Raw genomic sequence first — 19,342 nt, 5'->3', positions numbered from 1 at the left:
GCTCTCTGCCGTGAAGAGTCCTGACCTCCCTTTCCCTAGCCTTCCCTCATGGAGAAAACGATCGATGGGTCGCCGTCCGTGATCGAGGTCAGGGACGTCCACAAGCGCTTCGGCGGCACTCAGGCGCTGGACGGAATGTCGTTCTCCGTCAGGCCGGGGCAGATCACCGGCTTCGTCGGTCCGAACGGCGCCGGGAAGTCCACGACGATGCGTGTCATCCTCGGCCTGGACAAGCCGGACAAGGGGAGCGCGCTCGTCGGCGGACGCCCGTACCGGACGCTGCGCACTCCCCTCAGGCACGTCGGCGCGCTGCTCGACGCGGCTGCCGTGCAGCCGAGCCGGACCGCCCGCCATCACCTGCTGTGGCTGGCCCACTCACAGGGGTTCGGCACCGCCGCGGTGGACGAGGTGATCCGCAGGGTCGGCCTCCAGGACGTGGCAGGCCGGAAGGCCGGCGGCTTCTCCCTGGGGATGCGGCAGCGGCTGGGCATCGCGGCCGCGCTGCTCGGCGACCCGCCGATGCTCATGCTGGACGAGCCGTTCAACGGTCTGGACCCCGAAGGCTTCATGTGGATGCGGGGCTTCCTGGCGTCGCTCGCCGAACAGGGCTGCGCCGTACTGGTCTCCAGTCACCTGATGAGTGAACTGCAGGACTCCGCCGATCACGTGATCGTCGTCGGGCGCGGCAAGGTCGTCGCCGATGTGAGCGTGCGTGACCTGCTCGCCTCGTTCTCCGAGGGACGCGTCACCCTGCGTACGTCCGCACGGGCGCAGGCTATGGACGTCCTCGCGCGGGCCGGCGCGACGGTGAGTTCCACGGGCGGCGACACGATCAGCGTCACCGACCTGTCGGCCGAGCACGTCGTGTCCGTGCTCGGCGCGCACGCGGTGCCGTTCTCCGAAGTGTCCTCGCACCGCGCGTCCCTGGAAGAGGCGTACATGGAACTCACCCGGGACTCCGTGCAGTACCGCGGGGTCGTCACCAGGGAGGCCGGACGATGACCACGACGCTCTCGCCGCCGCCCGCCCCCACTCGGACGGAACGGGGCGGCTTCGGACGCGTACTGCACGCCGAATGGACGAAGTTCCGGACCGTGCGCGGCTGGGTGCTCGGCACGGTCGGTGCGCTGGTGGTCACCTGCCTGGTCGGTCTGCTCGCGACGGCCCAGAGCAACGACGGGGGCGCCAACGCGTCGAAGCTGCCCGTCGGCCCCTCGGGCGAAGCGGTCAACGACGCCTTCTCCTTCCTGCACCAGCCGCTGAAGGGCGACGGCGGCATCACGGTGTCCGTGTCCTCGCTGACCGGTCAGGTCGCGGCGTCGCCCACGAGCAACAAGCCCGGTCTCGCGCCCTGGGCCAAGGCCGGGATCATCGTGAAGGACTCCCTCACGCCCGGGTCCTCGTACGCGGCGATGATGGTCACCGGCGCCCACGGCGTACGGATGCAGTACGACTACACGCACGACACGGCGGGACTGCCCGGCGCGGTGTCGGCACAGGCGCCGCGCTGGCTCCGGCTGGAGCGCTCCGGCGACACCGTGACCGGCTATCAGTCGACGGACGGCAGCACGTGGGCCGAGGTGGGCACCGCCCGCCTCTCCGGGCTCTCGGAGTCGCCGCAGGTCGGGCTGTTCGTGACGTCGCCGTCGGCCACGGAGGAGACCGGCACGGGAACAGGGTTCAATCCCGCCATTGCCACCGGCACGTTCGGAGCCCCCGTCCTGAGCGGCGGGTGGAGCGGCAAGGCCTGGCAGGACCGGCAGGTCAGCGACGGCGCGGGGACGAGCGGCAGCTACAGCCAGTCGACGAAGGGCGAAGTGACCCCGTCCGGCACGGGCTACCGCATCACCGGGGCCGGCGACATCGCGCCGGTGGTCGGCGGACCGGCCGCCGGCGGCGTGCGCATCCTCTCGAACTTCCTCGTCGGCGCGTTCGCAGGACTGATCATGGTGGTCGTCGTGGCCGCGGGCTACATGACCGTCGAGTACCGGCGAGGACTGATCGGCGTCACGTTCGCGGCCAGCCCGCGCAGAGGTCGTGTGCTGGTGTCCAAGGCCCTCGTGGTGGGCTGCGCCTCCTTCCTCGCCGGAGCCGTCGCTGCCGCTGTCATGCTCCCCTTCGGCGCGGCGCGGTCCCTCGCGAACGGCTTTCCCGTCCTGACGGTCCCGTCATCGACCGAGATCAGGGTCGTCCTGGGCACGGGCCTGCTGCTGGCGGCCGCCAGTGTGTTCGCCCTCGCGCTCGGCGCGATCCTGCGGCGCAGTGCCGTGACCATCACCGTGGTGGTCGTCGGCATGGTGCTGCCCTACCTGCTCGCCACCGCATCCGTCCTGCCCCCCGCGGCCTCGGACTGGCTCCTGAAGATCACACCGGCCGCCGGGTTCGCCATCCAGCAGACCGTCACCCACTACGACCAGGTCGTCACCGTCTATTCGCCGGCCCACGGCTACTTCCCGCTGGCGCCGTGGGAGGGCTTCGCCGTCCTGTGCGCCTACGCGGCGGCAGCCTTCGCCGGCGCCCTGGTCCTGATCCGCCGGAGGGACGCATGAGGTACGCGGGACGCGCGGAGTGGACGAAGCTGCGGACGGACCCCGTCAACGGCTGGCTGCTGCTCGGTGTCGTGGCCCTGACCCTGGCGGTCGGCACCGTGGTGGCCATGACCTCCCGGTGTGACGCCATGGGCTGTGGGGAGGACGCCACGAAGCTCAGCCTCACCGGTGTCATGGTCGGCCAGGTGGTCGTCGCGATCGTCGCGGTGCTGATGGTCGGCAACGAGTACGGCACGGGCATGATGCGGACCACGGTCGCCGCGGTACCGCGCAGGCTGACCGTCCTCCTCTCGAAGGCGGCCGTCCTCAGCACGGTGATCCTGGTGGCGGGCGCCCTCGGTGTCTTCGGGTCCCTGCTGATCGGCGGGATGGTGCAGCCGGGCCGGGGCTTCACCGAGGCGCACGGGTACGAGGCGATGTCGCCGGCCGACCCGGAGACGCTGCGCGCCGCCGTGGGATCCGTCCTCTACCTCGCCCTGATCGGGCTGCTCAGCCTCGGCATCGCACTGATCGTACGAAGCTCGGCGACGGCGATCGGGATCGTTCTGGGGCTGCTCTTCTTCTTCCCGATCCTCACCCAGGTGATCACGGACCCGGACTGGCAGCGACTCCTCCAGCAGATCGCCCCCATGACGGCCGGCCTCTCCGTCCAGACGACGATCGGCGTCGACCGGCTCCCGATCGGCCCCTGGGAAGGTCTCGGCGTGGTGGCCCTGTGGGCCGCCGGCGCGCTGGCCTTCGGCGGCGCGATGCTGCACGCGCGCGACGTCTGACCGAGCCACGGGGCGACGAGGGACGGGACTACAGCCAGTCCTTCCGCTTGAAGACCACGTACAGGCTCGTGCACACCACCGCCATCAGCACCACCGCGAACGGATACCCGCCGGCCCAGTGCAGCTCCGGCATGTTGTCGAAGTTCATGCCGTAGATCGTTCCCACCAGCGTGGGTGCGAACAGAATGGCCGCCCACGAGGAGATCTTCTTGATCTCCTCGTTCTGCTCGAAGCCGGCTTCCGCCAGGGCGCGCATCTCGGCGTTCTGCTGCTGGGTGACCAGGGTCGCGTTGACCGTGAGGATGTCCGTGAGGGCCTGGCGGAAGCCGTCGACGCGTTCGCTGGTGTGGGTGACGTGGTCGGCGACGTCCCGGAGGTAGCGCTGGAGCTCCTCGTCCGTGCCGTACTTCGCGAAGCCCGCCATCAGGGCGTGGAGCATGCCCACCAGGGGGCGGGTGGCGCGCTGGAACTCCACCATTTCGCGGGAGAGTTCGTAGATGCGGCGGGAGACCGCCGGGTCGCCGCCGAAGACCTCCGTCTCGATCTCGTCGATGTCGTTCTGGACGCCCGCCACCACCGGCGCGTAGCCGTCGACCACCGCGTCGAGGATCGCGTACAGGACCGCCTCCGGACCCAGGGCCAGCAGGTCCGGGTTCTCCTCCATGCGGCGGCGGACCGCCGAGAGGTCCGGGGCGGCGCCGTGCCGGACCGTGATCAGGAAGTCCGGGCCCACGAAGACATGGAGCTCGCCGAAGTCGACCTCCTCCGGGGCGTCCAGGTAGCGGGCGGCGCGCAGGACGACGAACAGCGTGTCGCCGTACCGCTCCAGCTTGGGGCGCTGATGGGCCTCCATCGCGTCCTCGACCGCGAGCTCGTGCAGGTCGAACTCGGCGGCCAGGGAATGGAGTTCCTCCTCGGTCGGGCGCTGGAGACCGATCCACGCCATGCCGTCGGGGTGTTCGCGCAGCTGCCGGAACGTCTCCGCGAGCGTGCTGGGGGAGGCGACCCGATGGCCGTCGCGGTAGAGCGTCGACTGCACGACGCTCGGCTCCACCGAGGGCGGCCGCGCGGCCGAGGCCTCCGGCGGCGGGTCGAGCCGGCGGCGCCAGGCCGCGCGGGGGCGGCGGTCGGACATCGTCGGGCACCTCCACCTGGGGCTGCGGGTCGGTCGGGTGCAGGATATATGGGGTGAATCCCTCTCGTAGGGATCCCTGTCCCGTGCGCATTGAGGACGGATATCGTCCGCAAGCCTCGGTAGCGTGCCTGTCATGGCCCTCAAGACGACCCACCCGCTGCTCGGTCCCCGCGCCCTGAACCGCGCCACCCTCGACCGGCAGCTGCTTCTGCGCCCCGCCCCGCTCGGTGTCGAGGAGGCCGTCGATCACCTCGTCGGGCTGCAGGCGCAGAACACCAAGCCCCCGTACTACGCGCTCGCCGCCCGCCTCGACGGGTTCCGGCCCGAGGACCTGTCCGCCCTGATGGAGTCCCGGCAGGTCGCCCGGATCGTCTCGCTGCGGTCCACCGTGCACACTCACACCGCCCGCGACGCCGTCGGCCTGCGCCGGCTCGTGCAGGCCGGGGCGATCGACCGGGAGCTGAAGATGTTCCGCAAGGGGCTCGACGGCGTCGACCTCGACCGGCTCACCGCCCTGGCCACCGCGTACGTCGAGGAGCAGCCCCGCACGCCCAAGGAGCTCCGGGAGCACCTGCTCCGGCAGTGGCCGGACGCCGACCCGCAGGCCCTCACCATCGCCGCCCGCTGTCTGCTCCTGATGGTGCAGGTCACCCCGCGCGGTCTGTGGGGGCGCAGCGGACAGGTCGCGCTCACCACCGTCCGTACGTGGTTCGACGGGGTCGAGGACGAGGCCGCCGACCTCGACGAGACGGTGCGGCGCTACCTCGGCGCCTTCGGTCCCGCCTCCGTCAAGGACATGCAGACCTGGTGCGGCCTGACCCGGCTGCGTCCCGCCTTCGAGCGGTTGCGGCCCGAGCTCCTCGTCTTCCGGGACGAGCGGGGCACCGAGCTCTTCGACCTGCCCGACGCGCCCCGCCCCGACGAGGACACCCCGGCCCCGCCTCGCTTCCTGCCGGAGTTCGACAACCTGCTCCTCTCGCACGCCGACCGCAGCCGCGTCGTCCCCGCCGAACACCACGGCCGCACCTGGACCGGCAACCAGGCGCACCGCACGTTCCTCGTCGACGGCTTCCTCGCCGGGATCTGGCACCTCGACGAGGCGAAGGATCGCACGACACTCACCATCGAACCCTTCGCGCACGTGACGCGCGCAACGCGCGCCGCGCTCACCGCCGAGGCCGAGCGGACTCTTCGGCTCATGACGCCACCCGGTACCCCGTACGACATCGTGCACGCCGCAGAGTGACGGACAGTCGGGAACACCGGCACGTCCGACCGGTACTGCGTTGATGGATCTCGGGACATGGCAGGGTGTTCACACTTACGTTCTGCGAACGTCTGCGTGTATGAGGGGATTCGGCCACAAGGGAAAGCACCTCAAGGACATGGTGTCCGCGGCCCGTACGATCGCGGACGCCCCGGACCTCGCCGCGGGTGCGATCGAGGCGATGAAGTGGAAGGCCGTCGCGGAGCTGGGAGTTCTGGCCGGCCAGACGGGTCTGGCGCTCGCTCTCATCCCGGTCACCGGTGGTCTGTCCGCGCTGCTCGGCGCGGGGGCGATCGCGTTCACGAAGAAGCAGCTGCTGGAGCAGATCACGGAGGCGATGGAGGAGGCCGTCGGTCACATCGTCGGAGTGATGACCGAGCCGGTCGTGGCCGCGCTGGAGAACATGGCGGCGGACCTGGTCGTCCAGGTGAGCATGGACGCGCTGGGCGTCCAGAACGGTGTGAACCTCGACCAGAGCGGCGTCACGCTCGGTGGCCCGGCCCGTTTCGCCCTGACGCTGACGACGGGACCGGGCGCCTCGATCGGCCGCCCGTCGACCGTCGTGGACGCCTCCGTCGCCGCCTTCGACGCCTGGGTCGCCGCTCTCCGATGAGGCCGGCGGCCCCACCGGCCCCGGGCCCCCTACGGCAGCGCCCCCGCCCTCCGGGCCGCCACCACCGCCTCCAGGCGGGTGTGGGCGCCCAGTTTGCGCATCGCCGAGCGGAGGTAGCCCTTCACCGTCTCCGGGCGGAGGCCGAGCCGCTCCGCCGCCGCCGCGTTCGTGGCGCCGGAGGCCACCGCCGCCAGGACGTCCGTCTCGCGTGGGGTGAGGGAGACACCGAGGGGCGCGGGGGCGGCGCCGGAGGCCGCTTCGAGGCGGCCGCAGACGGCGAGGAGGCGCTCGCGGAGCCCGGGGTCGAGGACCTTCGGGGCCAGTTCGCGCAGCTCCCCGTACGCCTGCCGCACCTCCTCCCAGGACGGGCCCGGCGGCGGGGGCGCGAGCAGCTGCCGCACCTCGTCCCGTACCGCCAGGGCCTGCTCGACGTCACGGGCCGCCGCCATCGCCGCGTCGAAGACCCGCTCACCGATCGGGAGGGACTCGCGCAGCGCCCCGTACAGCACACCGCGCACCTTGCGCCGCACGACGACCGGGACGGCGATCACCGCGCGCAGGCCCTCCGCCGAGACCGGTACGTCGTACTCGTGGGTGATGTGCCGCGACGCCGGGTAGTCGGTGACCGCGCACGGCCGCGACAGCGCCAGGCACTTCCCGCCCAGGCCGGAGCCCGCCGAGATCGCCAGACCGCGCAGCGCCGGCGTCACCGCCCCGCTCAGCTCGGCGATCCGCATCGCGCGGCCCTCCTGGAGCAGCCCACCGAAGACGACGGGCAGCCCGCTGGCGCGCCTCAGCCGCAGCAGCGCCGTACGCAACTCCGCCGCTTCCACCATCTCGGGCACGGAACCACTCCTTCACCCCCGAACGGGGGTAGTGAGACCTGGGTCACCGATTACACGATGTCCGGGACAGGTCCCGCAACGAGGAGGACACATGACGGCCACGAGCGCGACCGGCGCGACGGAGAGGTTCCGGGCCGCCCGGGACTTCCTGCTGCAGCATCGCGAGGACTACGAGACGGCCTACGCGGGCTTCGCCTGGCCCCGGCCCGACCGTTTCAACTGGGCGCTCGAATGGTTCGACGTCATCGCGGCCGGCAACGACCGGACCGCGCTGCACATCGTCGAGGAGGACGGCTCCGAGACGAAGGTGTCCTTCGCCGAGATGTCCGCCCGCTCCAACAGGGTCGCGAACTGGCTCCGGGCCCAGGGCGTGCGCGCCGGCGACCGGATCATCCTGATGCTCGGCAACCAGGCCGAGCTGTGGGAGACCGTGCTCGCCGCGATGAAGCTGCGCGCCGTCCTCATCCCCGCGACCCCGCTCCTCGGCCCCGCCGACCTGCGCGACCGCGTCGACCGGGGCCGCGCCCGGCACGTGATCGTGCGCGCCGAGGACACCGTCAAGTTCGACGACGTCCCCGGGGAGTACACCCGGATCTCGGTCGGCGGCGACGGGGTCGGCTGGCTGGGGTACGAGCTCGCCGCCCAGGAGTCGGAGGTGTTCGAGCCCGACGGCGTCACCCTCGCCGACGACACCCTGATGCTGTACTTCACCTCCGGCACGACCGCGCGCCCCAAGCTGGTCGAGCACACCCACACCTCGTACCCCGTCGGCCACCTCTCGACCATGTACTGGATCGGCCTCAAGCCCGGGGACGTGCACCTCAACATCTCCTCGCCGGGCTGGGCGAAGCACGCCTGGTCCAACCTCTTCGCGCCGTGGAACGCCGAGGCGACCGTCTTCATCCACAACTACACCCGCTTCGACCCGGCCCGCCTCATGGACGAGATGGAGCGGAACGGCGTCACCAGCTTCTGCGCCCCGCCGACCGTGTGGCGGATGCTGATCCAGGCCGACCTCGGCCAGCTGAAGACCCCGCCGCGCGAGGTCGTCGCCGCCGGAGAACCGCTCAACCCCGAGGTCATCGAGTCGGTGCGGCGCGCCTGGGGCGTCACCATCCGGGACGGCTTCGGCCAGACCGAGACCGCCGTCCAGGTGTCCAACAGCCCGGGCCAGCGGCTCAAGGAGGGCTCCATGGGCCGCCCGAGCCCCGGCTTCCGGGTCACCCTCGTCGACCCGGTCAGTGGCACGCCGGACGTCGAGGAGGGCGAGATCTGTCTCGACCTCGCCGCCAACCCGGTGGGCCTCATGACCGGCTACCACGGCGACCCGGAGCGTACGGCGGAGGCGATGGAGGGCGGCTTCTACCGCACCGGCGACATCGGCTCCCGGGACGCGGACGGCTACATCACGTACATCGGGCGCGCCGACGACGTCTTCAAGGCCTCCGACTACAAGATCAGCCCCTTCGAGCTGGAGAGCGCGCTCCTGGAGCACGAGGCCGTCGCCGAGGCGGCCGTCGTGCCCGCCCCCGACCCGCTGCGGCTCGCCGTCCCCAAGGCGTACATCGTCCTCGCGGCGGGCTGGGAGCCCGGCGAGGAGACCGCGAAGACCCTCTTCGCCCACTCGCGGGCGGTCCTCGCCCCGTACAAGCGCGTCCGCCGCATCGAGTTCGCCGACCTGCCCAAGACCGTCTCCGGCAAGATCCGGCGCGTCGAGCTGCGCCGGCTGACGGCGGAGGGCGGCGGCAAGGAGTACGCGGAAGGGGACCTCGCGTGACCGCCGTGAACCTCTCGTACGCGGTAGGGGGACCTCGCGTGACCGCCGTGAACCTCTCGTACGCGGTAGGGGGACCTCGCATGACCGCCATGAACCTCTCGTACGCGGAAGGGGACCTCGCATGACGACCGTGAACCTGGCCTACGCCCACGGGACCTCCACGACCGCGCTCCTCGGCGACACCATCGCCGACAACCTCGACCGGGCCGTCGCCGCCTGGCCCGAGCGGGAGGCGCTCGTCGACGTGCCCACCGGCCGCCGCTGGACGTACGCGGAGTTCGGCGCCGACGTCGACCGGCTGGCCGGCTCCCTGCTCGGCAGCGGCGTCCGCAAGGGCGACCGGGTCGGCATCTGGGCGGTGAACTGCGCCGAGTGGGTCCTCGTCCAGTACGCCACCGCCCGCATCGGCGCGATCATGGTGAACATCAACCCCGCCTACCGCGCCCACGAGTTGGCGTACGTCCTCAAGCAGGCCGGGATCTCGCTGCTCTTCGCCTCCCTCGCCCACAAGACGAGCGACTACCGCGCCATGGTCGAGCAAGTCCGGGTCGAATGCCCGGAGTTGCGCGAGGCCGTCTACTTCGGCGACCCGACCTGGGACGCGCTGCTCGCCCGGACGCCCGGCGAGCTGCGCCCGGAGCCGCTCTCCTGCGACGAGCCCGTCAACATCCAGTACACCTCGGGGACCACGGGCTTCCCGAAGGGCGCCACGCTCTCCCACCACAACATCCTCAACAACGGTTACTTCGTGGGCGAGATGATCGCCTACAGCGAGCAGGACCGCATCTGCATCCCGGTGCCCTTCTACCACTGCTTCGGCATGGTCATGGGCAACCTCGCGGCCACCTCGCACGGTGCCTGCATGGTCATCCCGGCCGCCTCCTTCGACCCGGCAGCCACCCTCCGGGCGGTCCAGGAGGAGCGCTGCACCTCGCTGTACGGGGTGCCGACGATGTTCATCGCCGAGCTCAACCTCCCCGACTTCGCCGCGTACGACCTCTCCACGCTCCGCACCGGGATCATGGCGGGCTCGCCGTGCCCGGTCGAGGTGATGAAGCGGGTCGTCGCCGAGATGAACATGGCGGAGGTGTCGATCTGTTACGGCATGACCGAGACCTCGCCCGTCTCCACCCAGACCCGCCGCGACGACGACCTGGAGCGCCGCACCGGCACGGTCGGCCGGGTCATGCCGCACGTCGAGGTGAAGGTCGTCGACCCGGCGACCGGGCTGACCGTCGAGCGCGGCACGGCGGGGGAGCTGTGCACCCGCGGCTACAGCGTGATGCTCGGCTACTGGGACGAGCCGGACAAGACCGCCGAGGCGATCGACCCCGGCCGCTGGATGCACACCGGGGACCTGGCGGTCATGCGGGACGACGGCTACGTGCAGATCGTCGGCCGCATCAAGGACATGATCATCCGGGGCGGGGAGAACGTGTACCCGCGCGAGATCGAGGAGTTCCTCTACGGACACCCCAAGATCGCGGACGTCCAGGTCGTCGGCGTCCCCGACGAGCGGTACGGCGAGGAGATCCTGGCCTGCGTGATCCCGCGCGACCCCGCCGACCCGCCCACCCGGGACGAGCTCGCCGCCTTCTGCCGGGACCGGCTCGCCCACTACAAGATCCCGCGCAGGGTGGAGATCCTCACCGAGTTCCCGATGACGGTGAGCGGCAAGGTGCGGAAGGTGGAGCTCCGGCAGACCTACGGTTCCTAGACCACCTCCCGGCGCATGCACACACGGGGCCAGACCGACAGGCCGTGGGCCGCCTCGGCCCGGCTGATGGCGCGCAGCCCCTCCGTGAGCGCCGGGTCGGAGTCGGTGAGCGGGCGGAAGCCGAGGCGGGTGTAGTACGGGGCGTTCCACGGGACCTCGGTGAAGGTCGTCAGGGTCAGGGCCGCCAGGCCCTGCTCCCTGGCGGCCGCCGCCAGGTGCTCGATCAGCGCCCGGCCGACGCCCCGGCGGGCGGCGTCCGGGTGCACCGACACCTGCTCGATGTGGGCGGCGCCGTCGACGGTGTCCGTGAGCAGATACGCGACCGGGCGGTCGGCGGCGTCCACCGCCACCCAGGCCCGGCCGGCACTGCGGTACGTCTCCAGGACGTCCAGGGGCAGCGGGTCGTCGTCGGCGATCGCCGCCATGCCGAGAGTACGGAACGGCTCGCCCGCCGCCCGTTCGATGTCCTGGAGCAGCGGGAGTTCGGCCGGAGCGGCCGCTCTGATGCGCATACGACAGTATGGCGCGGGCTCAGCGCGGTGGGCCGCCCTGCGTCGGTGGTCGGTCGCGGTCGTCCTCCCGGGGGCGGTCGAGCAGGCCGCCCTCGCGGGAGAAACGGGGCAGGAACAGGGCCAGGGCCGGATCGCCGTACAGCGCCACGTACAGCTGGACGAGCCCGCCGTCCGTCACCTCGCGCCGGTGGGCCGGCAGCGGGTACCGCTCCCGCAGGCCGGTCAGGAGCCGTCGCGCCGCCCTCGTGGTGTCCGGCAGGCGCAGCAGCGCCACCGCCGCCAGGACCGGCAGGACCCCGGCCGTGAGCGCCCCGGCGAGGGCCGACCCCGAGGCCCCGGCCAGGAACGGCCCCGCCAGTGCCGTCAGCGGTACGCACCCCAGCAGCGCCCTGGCCGCCCACAGGCGCGCGAGCGGCCGGAGCAGCCCCGCCCCGCGCAGCTCGCCGCGCAGCGCGTCCACCGCCCGCCGTGCCTCGGGGCGCAGCGCGAGCGTCCGCAGCGCGAGGGCCCGGTGCAGCGCCCCGTGCACGCCCAGCTGTACGGGGTCACGTGTGCGGCCCGGTCCGCCATTGGCCCGAATCGTATGTTTGCGGCCCGCCGCGACCGCCCCGCGCTGGTGCAGGGCCACCAGGGCCACGGTGACGGCCGCCCGCCGCCCGCCCCGCAGCAGCGCGAGGGCCTGCGGCGCGGGTACGGCGTCCGCCCCGGTCTCCTCGCTGCGGCTTCCGCCGCTTCTCAACAGCAGGGCGGCGAGCAGGAGTTCACCCCAGGCCGCCCCGATGAACCACCACGTAGCCGTCGGCATGACACCCACCCCCGAGGATGTTGTGCCCGGGGGAGCGTGATCGTCACGCGTGAATGGCCGATTTCGGATGCCGAGGAGTTGTGTGCGGCTTCCGCGGTCAGGCGCCGCCCGCCGCCAGGTCGTCCGCCGCGTCGTTGACCGGCTGCGGGGTGCCCGTCAGGTCGAGCACGAAGAGGGGGAGCCCGACCTCGGCGGCGCGCGAGCGGGCCTCCGGGGTGTAGCCCGCGAGCGAGAAGAAGACGCTCACGGTGGCGGTGCTCAGCCCGTTGAGCCACAGGCACTCGACGGCCCGCAGGCCGGTGGGCCGGGTGCTCGGGTCGACCTGGGCGACCAGGCCGGGCGCCCGCAGGTCCACGCCGGACGAGGGGCGCTCCTCGGGCTGGACCACCTCCCGGAAGCCGAGCCACCGCAGATACCCGGCCGCCGCCGCGACCGCGTCCCGCGAGGTCCGGATCGTCACGGGCCGGAAGGTCCCGCGCAGCGGGTCCGGGCGCGGGGCGGTGACCGGCAGCGGGACGTCCGCGGGGTACCGCTCGGCGAAGGTGCGCGGCCCCGCGGGACCGGCCTTGTCCGTGTGCCGCCCGGCCGGGCCGGGCTCGTCGGCCCCGCGCCCCGCCGCCGTACCAGCCCCGCCGCGCGCCCTGGGCCCCGGCCCGAACCACGGGGACCCGGACTCCACGGGCCGGGGCGGCGCCCCACCGGACGGCGCCTCGGCGCCGGGCAGTGCCCCCGGCCCCTGGGGCGCACCGGGCCGCTCCGGGGCCGGGGAGGCCGGCGCGGGGGGCGGGAGCGGTGCCGAGGCCCCCGGCTCCCGCGCCGGTGCGGTGCCCGCACCGGTTCCGGCCACGCCCCCGTCCGTACCTCCCGCCGCGCCGTCGGCCCCCGCACCGCTTCCGTCCGCCGCCCCCGGCTCCGTACTCCTCGTTCCCACCGTCCGTACCGGTATCCGCAGGACCGTCCCGCACGGGCAGCACAGTTCCGGGTGGGGCCAGTCGTTGTCGCGGTCGCAGGCCTCGCAGCGGACGGTGACCCACTCGTCCGCCCAGTTCCGGTGCGTGATCGGCTCCGCGGCCGCGCCCGCCGCCACCGGTGGGGCGACCGGGCTTCCGCAGACGCAGGGGAAGACGGGTGGCGCGTACGCCTGCGTGCGCAGGCATTCCGGACAGCGCACCGGTACCGACTCGCCCACAGCCCAACCCCCTGTCGTTCCGCCCCATCGTCCACCCATCCGACACCCCGGGGGAGGGTGTTCGGCCACTTCCGTGATCCCGGCGGGCGGACGTCTCTTGACGGCTCTCCGGGGCCCGACCTACATTGCTTCCGTATAGCAGAACAGTATTTCCGCATTACGGAAACAGGCGGTCCGGACCTCCCGAGACGAGGCGCCCGCCTGGATCCGACCGGCCGAAGCAGGAGCACTCCCATGCCTCGTATGACCGCCGCCGCAGCGGCCGTTGAGATCCTCAAGCGCGAAGGCGTCACCCAGGCGTTCGGCGTCCCCGGCGCGGCGATCAACCCCTTCTACCGCGAGCTCAAGAACGTCGGCGGCGTCAGCCACACGCTCGCCCGCCACGTCGAGGGCGCGTCCCACATGGCCGAGGGCTACACCCGTGCCCAGGCCGGCAACATCGGCGTCTGCATCGGTACCTCCGGCCCCGCCGGCACCGACATGATCACCGGCCTGTACTCGGCCATCGCGGACTCCATCCCGATCCTCTGCATCACCGGCCAGGCCCCGGTCTCGAAGCTCCACAAGGAGGACTTCCAGGCCGTCGACATCGCCACGATCGCCAAGCCCGTCACCAAGGCCGCGACGACCGTCCTGGAGGCCGCGCAGGTCCCCGGCGTCTTCCAGCAGGCCTTCCACCTGATGCGCTCCGGCCGTCCCGGCCCGGTCCTCATCGACCTGCCGATCGACGTCCAGCTGACCGAGATCGAGTTCGACCCGGAGACCTACGAGCCGCTGCCGGTCTACAAGCCGCAGGCCACCCGCGCGCAGGCCGCGAAGGCACTCAACTTCCTCCTGGAGTCCGAGCGCCCGCTGATCGTCGCCGGCGGCGGCATCATCAACGCCGACGCCTCCGACCTCCTCGTCGAGTTCGCCGAGCTGACCAACATCCCGGTCATCTCCACCCTCATGGGCTGGGGCACCATCCCGGACGACCACGAGCTCGCGGCCGGCATGGTCGGCGTCCAGACCGCGCACCGCTACGGCAACGCGACCTTCCTGGAGTCGGACTTCGTCCTCGGCATCGGCAACCGCTGGGCCAACCGCCACACGGGCTACAACCTGGAGGCGTACACCAAGGGCCGGAAGTTCGTCCACGTCGACATCGAGCCCACCCAGCTCGGCAAGATCTTCGCCCCCGACTTCGGCATCGCCTCCGACGCCAAGGTCGCCCTGGAGCTCTTCATAGAGATCGCCAAGGAGCTGAAGGCCGCCGGCAAGCTGCCGGACTTCTCCGCCTGGGCCGCCTCCGCGCAGGAGCGCAAGGCCACCCTCCAGCGCCGCACGCACTTCGACAACATCCCGATGAAGCCGCAGCGCGTCTACGAGGAGATGAACAAGGCCTTCGGCCCGGAGACCCGCTACGTCACCACCATCGGTCTCTCCCAGATCGCCGCGGCGCAGTTCCTGCACGTCTACAAGCCGCGTCACTGGATCAACTGCGGCCAGGCCGGCCCGCTCGGCTGGACCATCCCGGCCGCCATCGGTGCCGCCACCGCGCAGCCGGACGTCCCGGTCGTCGCGCTCTCCGGCGACTACGACTTCCAGTTCATGATCGAGGAGCTGGCGGTCGCCGCCCAGCACAAGGTCCCCTACGTCCACGTCCTCGTGAACAACGCCTACCTCGGTCTGATCCGTCAGGCGCAGGGCGGCCTCGGCATCAACTTCGAGGTCAACCTCGAGTTCGAGAACATCAACACCCCGGAGATCGGCGTCTACGGCGTCGACCACGTCAAGGTCGCCGAGGGCCTCGGCGTCAAGGCCATCCGCGTCACCGACCCGGACAAGCTCGGCGAGGCGCTCGAGGAGGCCAAGAAGCTGGCCGTCGAGCACCAGGTCCCGGTCGTCGTCGAGGCCATCCTGGAGCGCATCACCAACATCGCCATGAGCAAGACGGTCGACATGAGCGACGTCACCGAGTTCGAGGACCTGGCCACCGAGCCCGACCACGCGCCGACCGCGATCAAGGCCCTCCAGGTCTGATCACGGAGTCGTGAGACGACCCCCGCCCCGAGGAGCACCGGGGCGGGGGTCTCCCTGTGCCGCCACGAGCACCGCGCCCGCCTCCGTCCACTCGTACAGCACCGAGCGGCCCGCCCGCCCCCGCCGTACGAGCCCGGCGTCGAGCAGCACCTTCAGATGCCGGCCGACCGATCCGAGCCCCTGCCCGGTCAGCGCCACCAACTGACTGGTGGACAGCGGGGATTCGAGCCGGACGAGCACCCCGGCGCGGGCCGTCCCGAGCAGGGCCCCCAGGGCCTGCGGCACCGCGGGACCGGACGCGTCCGCCAGAACTCCCGCGCAGGCGTAGACGATCGCGTACCGCTCCGTCCCCTCCCACGACACCCAGCCGGTCGCCGGCGTCACCGGCACGAACAGCAGACGCCCCCGGTGGACCGAACGCGGCGGATAGTCACGGGTGTTGACCTGGAGCCGGCCGTCACCGAGCCAGCGCATCCTCCCCGGGCACAGCTCGTCGAGCGCGGCCGCCCAGCCGCCCCGGCTCAGCAGCGCCGTCCGCGCCACCACGTCGGCCTCCAGGATCCGCCGGCGACGCGCCCACTCCGGCCGTACCGTCTCCCGCCACACCCAGCCGAGCACGTCCGCGAGCCGCTCCGGCAGATCCCTCGCCGAGCGCAGCGGCTCCGGCACCGGGCCGCCGATCGCCACCGCCAACTGGTCCACGGCGTCCGCCGGTCCGGTCGCGCGGACGGCCGCGACCTCCTCCTCGAAGCTCCGCTCGCGGTCGCCCAGCGGGGTCGGCGTGAGGAAGTCCGCGTTCCAGGTCGGCCCGATCGCCGCCCGTACGAGCAGCGCGTCGAGCGGCTCGGCCGCAAGCCGCTCCCGGTACGCGGGCAGGTGCCGGCCGAGCCAGGCCCGCTCACCCGGGTGCGCCGCCGCCCCCGCGTGCAGGGTCTTGAGCGAGGCGACCGTCTCGGCGAGCGGCGACAGCACGAACGAGCTCCCCGCCAGGGTGTCCGTGCCGATCTGCCACCAGCCCATGTTTCGCCTCCCCGCGAAACAGTACCGGTGGTCCGCCGCGCCTCCGAGACTCCCCGCATGCCCCGCTACCGCGCTCTCTTCCGCGCCCCCGAGTTCACCCCGCTCTTCCTCACCGGCGCCGCCCACACCGCCGCCCAGACCGTCGCCGGACTCGGTCTCGCCACGCTCGTGCTCCGTGCGACCGGGTCCCCGTTCCTCTCCGCCCTGGCCCTCTTCGGCCCCTCGCTCGCCCAGCTCCTCGGCGCGACCACCCTGCTCTCCGCCGCCGACCGGCTGCCGCCGCGCGCCGCACTCTCCGGCATCGCCCTCTTCTTCGCCCTCGGCACCGCCGCCCTCGCGATCCCCGCCCTGCCGACCTGGGCGGTCTTCGTGATCCTGCTCGCCGAGGGGCTCGCGGCCTCGCTGGGCGGCGGGGTGCGCCACGGGCTCCTCAACGAGATCCTCCCGCGCGAGGAGTACCTCCTCGGCCGCTCCGTGACGAACATGGCCACCGGCGCCTGCCAGATCGGCGGCTTCGCCACCGGAGGGCTCCTCATCGCCCTGCTCTCGCCCCGCGGCACGGTCCTCGCCGGCGCGGGGCTCTACCTCGCCGCCACCCTGACCGCCCGCCTGGGCCTCGGGGCGCGCCCGCCCCGCGCGGCCGGGCGCCCGTCGGTGGCCGAGACCTGGCGCACCAACGGACGCCTCTGGGCCGTCCCCGCCCGCCGCCGCGCCTACCTGGCGCTCTGGGTGCCGAACGGCCTGATCGTCGGCTGCGAGTCGCTCTTCGTGCCGTACGCCCCCGAGCGCGCCGGGCTCCTCTTCGCCTGCGGCGCGCTCGGGATGCTGGCCGGGGACACCGTCGTCGGCCGCTTCGTACCGGCGCGGCTGCGCGGCCGGATCCGCTTCCCGCTCCAGGCGCTGCTCGCGGCCCCGTTCCTGCTGTTCGCCCTCGATCCGGGACTGCCTCTCGCGCTCGTCCTCGTGACGGTGTCGGCGGTGGGGTACGCGGCGAGCCTGCTGCACCAGGAGGTGCTGATGACCCTGGTGCCGGAGGAGCTGGGCGGTCACGCCCTCGGGCTGCACACCTCGGGGATGCTCGCGCTCCAGGGGGTGAGCGCGGCGCTGGCCGGCACCCTCGCCCAGTACACGTCACCGCGCACGGGGATGGTGCTGCTCGCCCTGGCCTCGCTCACCGTGACGTTTCTGCTCGCCCGTACAACGAAGAAGAGCGCGGAACCAGGGACCGTAAACCTGGTTCCGCGCTCTCCCGTCTTGTGACCGCCCGACGGCACGAGGCTGGCGCGACAGGACGTTCGCGCCGCCGGGCGGAGTCTCGGGGTGGTGCGGGTGGTGCGGGTGTTGCGGGATCCCCTCGGAAGGGGGGGCGTTGGGACCGCGGCGGTTCCGACGGGCGCCGTGGCTGTTCCCCTTCTTTCAGGTCAAGAAGGGGGCCCGGCGTCCTTACCACCGCACTGGCTCGGAGCCGCCGCGGTCCTCACGCTTGTCCGGTTCACCGACCACCCCTCATCCGGGCCGGTGATCCGGACCACGTACGGCACTGACCTCCCGTCAGGTGCCGTACGCAGTCTGGGTACTGCTGTGCGGTCAGTCCTCGCGCAGGGCCTGGACGGCCTCGGCGACGCGCTTGCCGTACTCCGGGTCGGCGGCGGCGAAGTGCGCGAGGTTCTTCTCGATGACGTCCTCGCGGGACACCTGGGACAGACCGCCGGCGATGTTGGCGATCAGGCGCTTCTTCTCGTCCTCGGACATCAGGCGGTAGAGCTCACCGGCCTGGAAGAAGTCGTCGTCCTTGGTGTGCGCGGGCGCCTCGTGGGTGCCGGTCCAGCCGTGGATGGCGAGCGGCGCGGAGAGCGCGGCGTCGGTCTGGGCCGGGCCCTGGTACGAGTTGGGCTCGTAGTTCTTGTCGTGGCGCGAGCCGTTGCGCAGCGCCATGGCGCCGTCGCGGCCGTAGTTCTGCGCGGTCGTGGCCTTGGGGGCGTTGACCGGCAGCAGGGTGTGGTTCACACCGAGGCGGTAGCGGTGGGCGTCCGCGTAGGCGAAGAGACGGCCCTGGAGCATCTTGTCCGGCGAGGGACCGATGCCCGGCACGAAGTTGTTCGGGGAGAAGGCGGCCTGCTCGACCTCGGCGAAGACGTTCTCCGGGTTGCGGTCGAGGACCAGGCGGCCCACGCGCTGCAGCGGGTAGTCGCTGTGCGGCCACACCTTGGTGAGGTCGAACGGGTTGAAGCGGTAGTCCGCGGCCTCGGCGGCCGGCATGACCTGGACGTACAGGGTCCACGAGGGGTTCACACCGCGCTCGATGGCCTGCAGCAGGTCGGTCTGGTGCGAGTTGGCGTCCTTGCCGACGAGCTCGGCGGCCTGCTCGGCGGAGAGGGAGCGGATGCCCTGGTTCGTCTTGAAGTGGTACTTGACGAAGAAGGCCTCGCCCGCCTCGTTGGTCCACTGGTAGGTGTGCGAGCCGTAGCCGTTCATGTGACGGTACGAGGCCGGGATGCCGCGGTCGCCCATGAGCCAGGTGATCTGGTGGGTGGCCTCGGGGGCGTGCGCCCAGAAGTCCCAGACGTTGTCCGCCTCCTGCTTGCCCGTGAAGGGGTCGCGCTTCTGGGAGTGGATGAAGTCGGGGAACTTGATCGGGTCCTTGATGAAGAACACCGGGGTGTTGTTGCCGACGAGGTCGTAGTTGCCCTCTTCGGTGTAGAACTTCAGGGCGAAGCCGCGGGGGTCGCGCACCGCGTCCGCGCCGCCGAGCGAGTCGGCCACGGTGGAGAAGCGGATGAAGGTCTCGGTCTTCTTGCCGACCTCACCGAGGAAGTTCGCCTTGGTGTACGCGGTGACGTCGTCGGTCACCTCGAAGTAGCCGTACGCACCGGAACCGCGGGCGTGCACCACGCGCTCCGGGATCCGCTCACGGTTGAAGCGCGCGAGCTTCTCCAGCAGGTGCTGGTCCTGGAGGAGGAGAGGGCCACCGACGCCGGCGGTGGCGGAGTTCTGGTTGTCGGCGACGGGGGCGCCGGACTCGGTCGTAAGCACGCGCTTCGACATCGTGACCTTCCGTACGGGAGCTCTGCTGACGGTCCGAGGAGCGTAAATTCGGCTCGAACAGCACGTCAACAGT

Annotated in this window: 15 protein-coding genes and 1 pseudogene; 9 read left to right on the top strand and 7 right to left on the bottom strand. The window is 72.0% G+C overall.

The features are described 5' to 3' along the window. Positions 1–48: 48 nt before the first annotated feature. From AC07AW_RS20375 to AC07AW_RS20365, 3 genes are read left to right on the top strand one after another with little or no spacing between them, the layout of a single operon-like run. On the top strand, positions 49–1,002 hold the full coding sequence (locus AC07AW_RS20375) for an ATP-binding cassette domain-containing protein (RefSeq protein ID WP_478816865.1): 954 nt from the start codon (positions 49–51) through the stop codon (positions 1,000–1,002). Next, entirely contained in the window at positions 999–2,549 is a 1,551-nt protein-coding gene (locus AC07AW_RS20370; protein WP_478816864.1) for an ABC transporter permease, read from the top strand. The genes AC07AW_RS20375 and AC07AW_RS20370 overlap by 4 nt, the downstream gene beginning before the upstream one ends. Next, on the top strand, positions 2,546–3,322 hold the full coding sequence (locus AC07AW_RS20365; RefSeq protein ID WP_478816863.1) for an ABC-2 transporter permease: 777 nt from the start codon (positions 2,546–2,548) through the stop codon (positions 3,320–3,322). Before AC07AW_RS20370 ends, AC07AW_RS20365 begins: the two co-directional genes overlap by 4 nt. A gap of 28 nt (positions 3,323–3,350) precedes the next feature. On the opposite strand, the gene AC07AW_RS20360 is transcribed toward AC07AW_RS20365, so the two are convergent. Next, the gene (locus tag AC07AW_RS20360) at positions 3,351–4,457 is read right to left on the bottom strand and encodes a magnesium and cobalt transport protein CorA (RefSeq protein ID WP_478816862.1); all 1,107 of its coding nucleotides are present in this window, start codon (positions 4,455–4,457) and stop codon (positions 3,351–3,353) included. 133 nt (positions 4,458–4,590) lie between these two features. Here AC07AW_RS20360 and AC07AW_RS20355 point away from each other — a divergent pair, with 133 nt between their 5' ends. After that, positions 4,591–5,703, top strand: a complete 1,113-nt coding sequence (locus AC07AW_RS20355; protein WP_478816861.1) for a winged helix DNA-binding domain-containing protein — start codon at positions 4,591–4,593, stop codon at positions 5,701–5,703. A gap of 118 nt (positions 5,704–5,821) precedes the next feature. Further along, positions 5,822–6,202 (top strand): annotated as a pseudogene (locus AC07AW_RS20350) (hypothetical protein); the annotation flags it as partial. A 164-nt stretch (positions 6,203–6,366) separates the two neighbouring features. On the opposite strand, the gene AC07AW_RS20345 reads toward AC07AW_RS20350, so the two are convergent. Then, positions 6,367–7,182: a helix-turn-helix transcriptional regulator gene (locus AC07AW_RS20345; protein ID WP_478816860.1), complete on the bottom strand. Its 816-nt coding sequence runs from the start codon at positions 7,180–7,182 to the stop codon at positions 6,367–6,369. A 91-nt stretch (positions 7,183–7,273) separates the two neighbouring features. Here AC07AW_RS20345 and AC07AW_RS20340 point away from each other — a divergent pair, with 91 nt between their 5' ends. Then, the gene (locus tag AC07AW_RS20340) at positions 7,274–8,959 is read left to right on the top strand and encodes an AMP-binding protein (RefSeq protein ID WP_478816859.1); all 1,686 of its coding nucleotides are present in this window, start codon (positions 7,274–7,276) and stop codon (positions 8,957–8,959) included. Positions 8,960–9,080: 121 nt separating this feature from the next. Further along, entirely contained in the window at positions 9,081–10,676 is a 1,596-nt protein-coding gene (locus tag AC07AW_RS20335) for an AMP-binding protein (RefSeq protein ID WP_478816858.1), read from the top strand. On the opposite strand, the gene AC07AW_RS20330 is transcribed toward AC07AW_RS20335, so the two are convergent. The 3 genes from AC07AW_RS20330 to AC07AW_RS20320 form a co-directional block, all read right to left on the bottom strand. Further along, positions 10,673–11,188 (bottom strand): GNAT family N-acetyltransferase, encoded by a 516-nt coding sequence (locus AC07AW_RS20330; protein WP_478816857.1) that lies wholly within the window; start codon positions 11,186–11,188, stop codon positions 10,673–10,675. The genes AC07AW_RS20335 and AC07AW_RS20330 overlap by 4 nt on opposite strands. Positions 11,189–11,207: 19 nt before the next feature. Next, complete coding sequence (locus tag AC07AW_RS20325) at positions 11,208–11,993, bottom strand: TIGR04222 domain-containing membrane protein (protein ID WP_478816856.1); 786 nt, start codon at positions 11,991–11,993, stop codon at positions 11,208–11,210. A gap of 97 nt (positions 11,994–12,090) precedes the next feature. Beyond that, a complete protein-coding gene (locus tag AC07AW_RS20320) occupies positions 12,091–12,840 on the bottom strand; it encodes a hypothetical protein (RefSeq protein ID WP_478816910.1) in 750 nt (249 codons plus the stop codon). Between the two features lie 576 nt (positions 12,841–13,416). Between AC07AW_RS20320 and gcl the strand changes: the two genes are divergently transcribed. Then, entirely contained in the window at positions 13,417–15,204 is a 1,788-nt protein-coding gene (gene gcl, locus AC07AW_RS20315) for a glyoxylate carboligase (RefSeq protein WP_478816855.1), read from the top strand. Here gcl and AC07AW_RS20310 read toward each other — a convergent pair whose 3' ends face one another. Further along, positions 15,205–16,224, bottom strand: coding sequence for an ArsR/SmtB family transcription factor (locus AC07AW_RS20310; protein ID WP_478816854.1), 1,020 nt, complete (start codon positions 16,222–16,224; stop codon positions 15,205–15,207). A 57-nt stretch (positions 16,225–16,281) separates the two neighbouring features. On the opposite strand from AC07AW_RS20310, the gene AC07AW_RS20305 reads away from it, so the two are divergent. Continuing rightward, the gene (locus tag AC07AW_RS20305; protein WP_478816853.1) at positions 16,282–17,484 is read left to right on the top strand and encodes an MFS transporter; all 1,203 of its coding nucleotides are present in this window, start codon (positions 16,282–16,284) and stop codon (positions 17,482–17,484) included. Between the two features lie 327 nt (positions 17,485–17,811). Here the strand turns inward: AC07AW_RS20305 and AC07AW_RS20300 are convergent, their stop codons facing one another. After that, positions 17,812–19,269 (bottom strand): catalase, encoded by a 1,458-nt coding sequence (locus AC07AW_RS20300; RefSeq protein ID WP_478816852.1) that lies wholly within the window; start codon positions 19,267–19,269, stop codon positions 17,812–17,814. Positions 19,270–19,342: the final 73 nt, after the last annotated feature.

This window comes from Streptomyces sp. NPDC044003, from assembly GCF_056435185.1.
The sequence above is the reverse complement of the archived record's forward strand: the minus strand, read 5'-3'. Positions and strand labels throughout refer to the sequence as shown.

Excerpts from the sequence above, each read along its gene's own strand:
- AC07AW_RS20375 (WP_478816865.1), top strand. The coding sequence starts at position 49 with ATGGAGAAAACGATCGATGGGTCGCCGTCCGTGATCGAGGTCAGGGAC.
- AC07AW_RS20370 (WP_478816864.1), top strand. The coding sequence starts at position 999 with ATGACCACGACGCTCTCGCCGCCGCCCGCCCCCACTCGGACGGAACGG.
- AC07AW_RS20365 (WP_478816863.1), top strand. The coding sequence starts at position 2,546 with ATGAGGTACGCGGGACGCGCGGAGTGGACGAAGCTGCGGACGGACCCC.
- AC07AW_RS20360 (WP_478816862.1), bottom strand. The coding sequence starts at position 4,457 with ATGTCCGACCGCCGCCCCCGCGCGGCCTGGCGCCGCCGGCTCGACCCG.
- AC07AW_RS20355 (WP_478816861.1), top strand. The coding sequence starts at position 4,591 with ATGGCCCTCAAGACGACCCACCCGCTGCTCGGTCCCCGCGCCCTGAAC.
- AC07AW_RS20340 (WP_478816859.1), top strand. The coding sequence starts at position 7,274 with ATGACGGCCACGAGCGCGACCGGCGCGACGGAGAGGTTCCGGGCCGCC.
- AC07AW_RS20335 (WP_478816858.1), top strand. The coding sequence starts at position 9,081 with ATGACGACCGTGAACCTGGCCTACGCCCACGGGACCTCCACGACCGCG.
- AC07AW_RS20330 (WP_478816857.1), bottom strand. The coding sequence starts at position 11,188 with ATGCGCATCAGAGCGGCCGCTCCGGCCGAACTCCCGCTGCTCCAGGAC.
- AC07AW_RS20325 (WP_478816856.1), bottom strand. The coding sequence starts at position 11,993 with ATGCCGACGGCTACGTGGTGGTTCATCGGGGCGGCCTGGGGTGAACTC.
- gcl (WP_478816855.1), top strand. The coding sequence starts at position 13,417 with ATGCCTCGTATGACCGCCGCCGCAGCGGCCGTTGAGATCCTCAAGCGC.
- AC07AW_RS20310 (WP_478816854.1), bottom strand. The coding sequence starts at position 16,224 with ATGGGCTGGTGGCAGATCGGCACGGACACCCTGGCGGGGAGCTCGTTC.
- AC07AW_RS20305 (WP_478816853.1), top strand. The coding sequence starts at position 16,282 with ATGCCCCGCTACCGCGCTCTCTTCCGCGCCCCCGAGTTCACCCCGCTC.
- AC07AW_RS20300 (WP_478816852.1), bottom strand. The coding sequence starts at position 19,269 with ATGTCGAAGCGCGTGCTTACGACCGAGTCCGGCGCCCCCGTCGCCGAC.